5 protein-coding genes are annotated in these 6,950 nt (G+C 53.6%); all 5 read right to left on the minus strand.

Translation table 11 applies throughout. From position 1 onward, the window contains the following. Positions 1-198: 198 nt before the first annotated feature. Positions 199-1,647: a mannose-1-phosphate guanylyltransferase/mannose-6-phosphate isomerase gene (locus ACR0DL_RS21325; protein WP_480691268.1), complete on the minus strand. Its 1,449-nt coding sequence runs from the start codon at positions 1,645-1,647 to the stop codon at positions 199-201. Between the two features lie 129 nt (positions 1,648-1,776). Further along, positions 1,777-2,508, minus strand: coding sequence for a metallophosphoesterase family protein (locus ACR0DL_RS21330; RefSeq protein WP_480691270.1), 732 nt, complete (start codon positions 2,506-2,508; stop codon positions 1,777-1,779). A gap of 112 nt (positions 2,509-2,620) precedes the next feature. Next, complete coding sequence (locus ACR0DL_RS21335) at positions 2,621-2,986, minus strand: hypothetical protein (protein ID WP_480691272.1); 366 nt, start codon at positions 2,984-2,986, stop codon at positions 2,621-2,623. A 601-nt stretch (positions 2,987-3,587) separates the two neighbouring features. Then, positions 3,588-4,412: a hypothetical protein gene (locus ACR0DL_RS21340; RefSeq protein ID WP_480691274.1), complete on the minus strand. Its 825-nt coding sequence runs from the start codon at positions 4,410-4,412 to the stop codon at positions 3,588-3,590. A gap of 73 nt (positions 4,413-4,485) precedes the next feature. Continuing rightward, positions 4,486-6,294, minus strand: coding sequence for a galactosyltransferase-related protein (locus ACR0DL_RS21345; protein ID WP_425082673.1), 1,809 nt, complete (start codon positions 6,292-6,294; stop codon positions 4,486-4,488). Positions 6,295-6,950 lie beyond the last annotated feature (656 nt).

Here is a 6,950-nt window from a genome sequence, read left to right on the forward strand (position 1 = left end):
AAAGGGTTCATGCTCATCAGCCCAACCTCACTCAGTCATCTCAATCAGCAACACCATAAACAAAACACAACTAACACAACCAAAACACACCGAACGGAACGGCTTCACCAAGCTTTCCGGGCAACAAAAAAGGCCCCCGTCCGGGGGCCTGATCAATGCGCCATACCTGGCTGGGTGGCGTCAGATGGGGCTGGAACGTCAGCCCTTTGCGCCCTGACCGCGTGCATAAACATCCTCGTACCGGACGATATCATCCTCACCGAGATAGGTTCCGGTTTGAACTTCAATCAGAACCATCGGCACCTTGCCAGGGTTCTGCATCCGATGCACCGCCCCCAACGGGATGTAGACCGATTGGTTCTCGGTCACCAACTGTTCCTTGTCGTCGATCGTCACAAGGGCCGTGCCTTCGACAACGATCCAGTGTTCCGAGCGGTGGACATGGCTTTGCAGGCTCAGCGACGCGCCGGGGTGGACGTGAATACGCTTAACCTGGAACCGGTCGCCAACCACAAGGCTTTCGAACCAGCCCCAAGGGCGGTGATCCTTGGGGAAGGTTGTAGCCTGTGCAGCGCCTTTTTCCTTTAGCGCGCTCACCGCTTTCTTAACGTCCTGCGCCCGCGAGGCATCCGCAACCAGAACCGCATCATTCATCGCCACGGCGATGATGTTTTCAAGCCCGATGCCCACCAACTCCAACTGGTCACTGTCCGAGCGCAACAGCGCGTTGTGGCAATCAATGGCTGTGGCTCCGCCGCTGGTCACCACGCCGTCAGAATCCGGCCCGCTTTCTCGCCAGACTGCATCCCATCCACCCAGATCGGACCAAGCCGCGTCAAACGGGACAACCGACAGGTTCGTCGCCTTCTCCATCACCGCGTAATCGATTGAGATATCTTCGGCCTTGCCCCAGGGTTCAGGGTTCAGTCGCAGAAAGCCCAGATCCGGCGTTGCCGTTTCGACGGCTGCCTCGACGGGCGATATCAGTTCGGGCGCATGAGCCCGGAAGGCCGCAATCATATCCGATGCACGGAAAAGAAAGATCCCGGCATTCCATTTGAAATTGCCCGCTTCGAGCATTTCAGTTGCGCGAGCCAGATTTGGTTTTTCCACGAACTTTTTCAGCGGAACGGGTGATCCGCCGCTGTTCGATGCGCTCGCCAATTCGAGATAACCATAAGCCGTTTCCGGATGCGTTGGGGTGATCCCGAATGTTACCAGTTGCCCTTGCTCGACAGCCTCCAACCCGCGGGCAACCGCATTCTGGAACGCCGCCACATCAGGCACTACGTGGTCGGACGGCGCAACCAACAGCACCGCGTCCGGATCCTCGGAATGGGCGCGCAGCGCGGCAGCGAGGACCGCTGGGGCCGTATTCCGCCCTTCGGGCTCAATCAAAATGGCACCGGGATCAATGCCGACGGCCTGCAATTGCTCAGCCACGATGAAGCGGAAATCCGAATTGGTCAGAACCACCGGAGCAGCGAATTCCAACCCCGCCGCCGCGCCGGACAAACGCCGAGCTGAGGCCTGGAAAAGTGTCTCATCCCCAACAAGCGGCACAAATTGTTTGGGGTAACTCTGCCGCGACAACGGCCAAAGACGCGTCCCGGACCCGCCGCAAAGAAGAATAGGGGTGATCAACATGATAAGCTCGAAACCTGATTTAATTTAAACAGGTCCTATTAGATGTGAATTAGCGTGACAAGATTTTGCTCAGCTTCAACAGGAAAAAGCAAGTGCAACCGCGGATTTGCGCCTGTACGGGCTCAGTCTTCAGCTTTGTGCCGTCAAAAATCTGGGCTCCCCACCATCCAGGCAAACTGCACTTAACACACCAGTTGCAAAAGCGCCGGTATCAATGGAAATTCGTCCCTTTTGCGCGCCAGCCTCACCGACAATCGTATGCCCGTGTACAACCCAAACACCGTCGCGCCTGATTGTTTTTAGAAATGACGGATGACCCCAGATAAGGGTCTTTTCCGACTGGTCGGTGGGCGGAACATTGGGGTCAGCACCGGCATGCACCACAAGGACGTTGCCCGACATTTCCCAGGTCTTCAGCCCGGTCACCCATTGATACAACGTGTCGCCCATCGCCTCTTGGAACCTGTCCCGGCACTCTGTCAGCTCATCACAGGTCATCTCAGCCCGGACCCCGCGCACATCGAACGAGGCCAAAGTCTGCAACCCGCCGTAACGCAGCCACCGCGGACCCTGTTCCAAGGGGTCTTTCAGGAACCGCAGCATCATCTCTTCATGATTGCCTTTCAGGCAGGTTATATCGGGGCGCGCACTGATCAGGCGCAAGACCTCGGCGCTGCATTCTCCGCGGTCGACATAATCGCCCACCAGAATGATCCGATGGTCCTGCGGCACCTTGTTCAGTAGCTTTTCCAACTGCACGACACAGCCATGCACGTCACCGATAACGCAAATTGGAGTATCTGGGGTTGGTGGCAGAAACGGGGCACGCCGCCTGAATCGTCCGAAAAGCGATGACAGCACGATGAACTTTTCTCCTGCCCGGTTAGCCGTGAAAGGAGCCGATACAGGAAATCCGGCACCGGCGTTTGATCCAAAGTGATACCCGGCGACCTGACTGCGGGCAAGACCGGGTTCACGCGGTTCGGCAGGCGGGCACGCCCATCTGTATGATCTCGCGGCCCTTGACCTTATAGAGCCCGTTGATCCGGTTCCGGGCTTTGGTCATGAACCAGGATTTCAGCGGTTCCGGATAATAAGCAGCCATGATCTGACTGAAATAGTCGAAATCTTCTTGCGCAAGCGGACGACCGCTTTGGGACGGACCGTGAAACCCAAAGGTGGTATCAGGATCAACGCAAGTTCCGGGCAACCCCAGAAACATCGTGCATGTCGAATAGCAGATACGGCCCCGGATCTCGACCAGAACTCCGTTGCGCTTGAGGTTTTCCAACTCGATCAAACGGTCATGCAGATAGCCGCCGCGATCGCTTCCCAACACAAGTAACTGCTGTGCCTGAGCGCGTGTTGGCGCAAGGGTCACCGGTATCAATGTCGCGACACTCAGCAAGACGGTAAAAAACCGGACAATGCTACAAGCAGAGCGCTGTCCTGTTTGCGCTGACGCTTTGAAACAACAGTCGAGGAAACTCGGCATGGTTCTATCTCCGATTCCAGTAATGATCTGGATCAGGGCTAGAGAACCGCGATGCCTCAGCTGTGCGCTGCCTGTGGCGAAACTTGGCCTTAAATCAATGTTTTAATAGGTTTTTTACGTAAACTTTCCATGTCCAAAACGCACACAGCGTTGCGCGAATGACGCTTAGGGTCATGGGACGGTCTTAAATTTGGTGTCGCCGGGCGATACAGCGACAGATGAGTCTGCCCGATAGAACAAGCGCACAGAGATCAATACTCTCAGTCACTTGTAAACAAAACGCAGTACATCAGATCAAACACCCTTTACCAAACTGCCCACAAGTTTTGGACGCAACCAAGCGTGCGCGCGCGGATGTTTTTTGTTGTTTACCGGAGACTTGAAGCCAAACAGGGCTTTTCACCCGCATGTTTGTTCAGCAGCTTTGGACTAAAGCGGGCAAGTTCTAATTCGACCAGCGCTTGGTACGCCGCTGGAGACGCCAAAGATCACACCAGTAAGAAATCCGCCAAGGTGAGCAAAGGGCGACCTTCCACCACTTCCGACTTTCCTGAAAAAGCTTTTGTTCATATTCCTTTTTGGAATAACGCTTGGGCAGCGCGATGTGGATTTTTGAAATGAATTCCTGAGGCGCGGCAGACGTATCGGGTGCGTTCAGCATCGCACTGGTTTGCAATGCCAGCTGACGTCTAAGCCCGACTTCAAAACTCGAGGGATGCACATAATCCACAACCATGTTGGCGCCGTCACCATCGCTATCTGCCCAATTGTCACCCAGCGCAGTATTAGCGAACACAACCGTGCTTTGCAGGTTGTCCCAATCGCTGTAGAAACTGTCCCATACCGCCGGGCGCACGATGTCCTGCAAAACGAACCCTTCGGCAAGAAATAGCAAAGCCCAAAAGCTGGGCCATGAAATCAGCAGGTCCTGAACCTGTTGTTCAGCTACGGGAACCGGTGAGAATACTACAATATCAGCGTAACTCGTTAGCAGGTTTACGCTGTGTTCCGCTTCACTCAGGCTTGCCGCAGGAACGCCCTTAGTGACGTGAATGATACGAAGGCCACCATCAGTGGCCTTCTGAGGAGAAACGGTCTTAGACAGCGCGCTAAAGGAAGATTGAGTGACACGTGGAACACCGCTCTGCTCATAGGCAGCGCACCAGTCCGTGTGCTTTCGGCCTTCCAGAACGATAATTTCACTTACATGTTGCTTGCACGCTGAAACAACCTTCTCAACGGCTAAGCTCCTTGTTTCACTGTCATTCATTCAGATTTACACTCTGGCGGGTTTAGTAGGTATTCACAAAGATTTGGACCGCTGTCCGGAATTTCGAGCCACATTAAAAATGCTGCCCAGATATCTCTAACCTCTGATTTTGAGACATTGAATGGGCGATTTCCGTAAACGAACTCCAGTTGCTTCCCAGCAAAAGCGGCGCACGCGATAGCAGGATTACATCTGCCAGCGCATATTTAAGCTGCACTTCAGATCGGTCATATACCGTTCTTGGCAGGCTGGTCACACGATCTTGGTATTTCGCAGCGAAAGCACCATAGGATTCCGAGTTATCCGACGCCAGAAAAATCGTGGAATCGGCCTTGGCCTCCAGCAGTTGATCCAGACGTTTGAAGAAGAACGCATAGTGGGATCTGCTGCGGGCACGTCTGGAAATCTCGTCTTCTGACCGCGACCAGTCTCCGGGAACGTCCCCATGAGGGTCCGTAGCCGCGCCGCCATTCATACGCACGTGTACGGCGATGTCGTTTTGGCTGCGGACGGACTCGATCATCTCTTGCACATCCGCACTCGGTTTCAGCTCACGCAGGAATTTCCGTTCAATGGGGTCGTAGGGTTTACCGAATGTAAACCTGTAAGCCGATTGGATAACGATATCCCGCTGCGCCTTAACCAATGAGGCGGTGTCAAAGGCCTCTCGGAATGCCTTGCTCATCAGGTCGACCGTTAACGCGTTCTCCGGGCCGTTCTCTTTGGTATCCTCGACTGCCCCGTCAAAGTCGAACAATGACGCAAAGGTGCAATCGCAATGTTCGTCAGGCACCCAGCGAATGATCAGTTCGCGATCGTGGATTTGTGAAAATGAAAACCCCGAAGCAATTGCGCGCAATCGGTTGCCCAAACCATGCTGCGCATCGACGACAAGTTTCGGCTTTTGCAGGCTATGCCCCAGCGGAACGGTAACTTCGCCTGTATTCTCTTCCGGTTGCAGCGACGTGTTGCTGATGGCCACAATGGCGTCTTCCAACGAGCGGGTCATCAACGCATAATCCACAGCTTCGCAGGAAACAGAGACCGCAACACCTTTGAAAACATCATGTATTGCGCTAACCGCCGCTTCGGCGCGTTCCATCCGCGTGCCAATTAGGTTTGTATCTACACCGTAGGGGTGGCTGCGTCTTAACCGCAATATGTTCGCGGTTTCACTAAGCACCCGGAAACCCGTCATTGGGCAACTCGCATCCCACGGGGCGCAGGAAGACGCAGTTTGCCGGTTCAACGCGATCCAGAACTGCGGATACGACTGCACTTCGTCCCATCCGGTGACCGGTGTACTTTTGGGGCGCTCAACACGTCTTACGTCGGAATGATCAATATGGCTGATGGTGTCGGGATCGACATCTTCTCTTTGCACGCCTGCGTTGGTCAGGCGTCCGTACAGGTCATCGTCATCCCAGCCATAAGTGACAATCCGTTCGTTGAAGCCGTTAACAGCCAAAAGATTTTCACGCCCAACGACGAAAAAGCCGTTCACGTGGCTTTGCCCGGATTTCGCCTGGCGCCAGTTCCCTGCAGTCAGTTGGTCAACACCTGTTGTGTTGCGGCTAAAGAACTCTGAATCGAGGATAATGTCACTGTCGACTTTGATAATCTTGTCTTTGGTCGCAGCGCGGAATCCCAGATTATACGCGTGGGACAAAATCCAGGATCCTTCATCCTCGACCCGAAGAATCCGTATACGTGGATCAGTTATCCCCGCTTTCCGAAGAGTGATCTCTACCGGAATTTCCGAACTCCAGTCCACGATGATAACTTCGCCAATCTCCTGATGTACAAGCCACGTTGGCAATGTCTGCGCCAGGTGGTCATTTCGGTTCATGCAGCATGTGACAGCAGCAAAACCGGGTTCCATGGCGGCATCGGGTTCATATTCTGCGCCAGCTTCTTCAAATTTTGGAAGGTTGCGCCAAACGTCAGGTTGCGTTCGTATCTCATTGTAGAGGGCAGAAACCGAAGTTGGTGATTTAGCGTTCCGCACCGAAAGCTGTGCTCGAATCAAACTGCGAAATGTGTCCCTGGCCTCAACTGTTGTGACGGTGTCATCAGATGCGTTCGCATCGCAGAGGCTTGCAACTATATCTTTAGAAGATTGCATTTTCTCAGTTTGAACCCTTGGTATGCCAATGCCTTCGGTATCTTAATATTTTGGTCGTTCAATACATTCCACCTGGGATTGCGTACAAACAACTTGAGCACCGAGTACCTGTTTGTTCAGGCGTGTCAATCACCAAAGACGGTATCTTTGAAGCAAGCCTCCAAGATTTCAACCTGGATGAGCGGTGATACGCCGGAATCATTGTTTTGACGCCCTTGTCAGGTCAGCTTGCTGTCTTGGTTGTGTCCCAGTTATCTGGAGTTTTAGGCTTTTGGTCCCAGAGGCTGAGGTCAACAGTCTTATTGAGTGTATTTGGTTTTCCGGCATTGAAGCTTTGTTTTGGATGAGGTTATTGCCTCTCACCCCATTGTTTTATGGTTCTGACGGGTTGAGTGTGTTAAGCGATTGATCTT

The organism is Ruegeria sp. BB5, assembly GCF_056539405.1.

Coding starts and splice junctions, on each gene's coding strand:
- ACR0DL_RS21340 (WP_480691274.1), bottom strand. CDS start 4,412: ATGAATGACAGTGAAACAAGGAGCTTAGCCGTTGAGAAGGTTGTTTCA.
- ACR0DL_RS21345 (WP_425082673.1), bottom strand. CDS start 6,294: ATGGAACCCGGTTTTGCTGCTGTCACATGCTGCATGAACCGAAATGAC.
- ACR0DL_RS21325 (WP_480691268.1), bottom strand. CDS start 1,647: ATGTTGATCACCCCTATTCTTCTTTGCGGCGGGTCCGGGACGCGTCTT.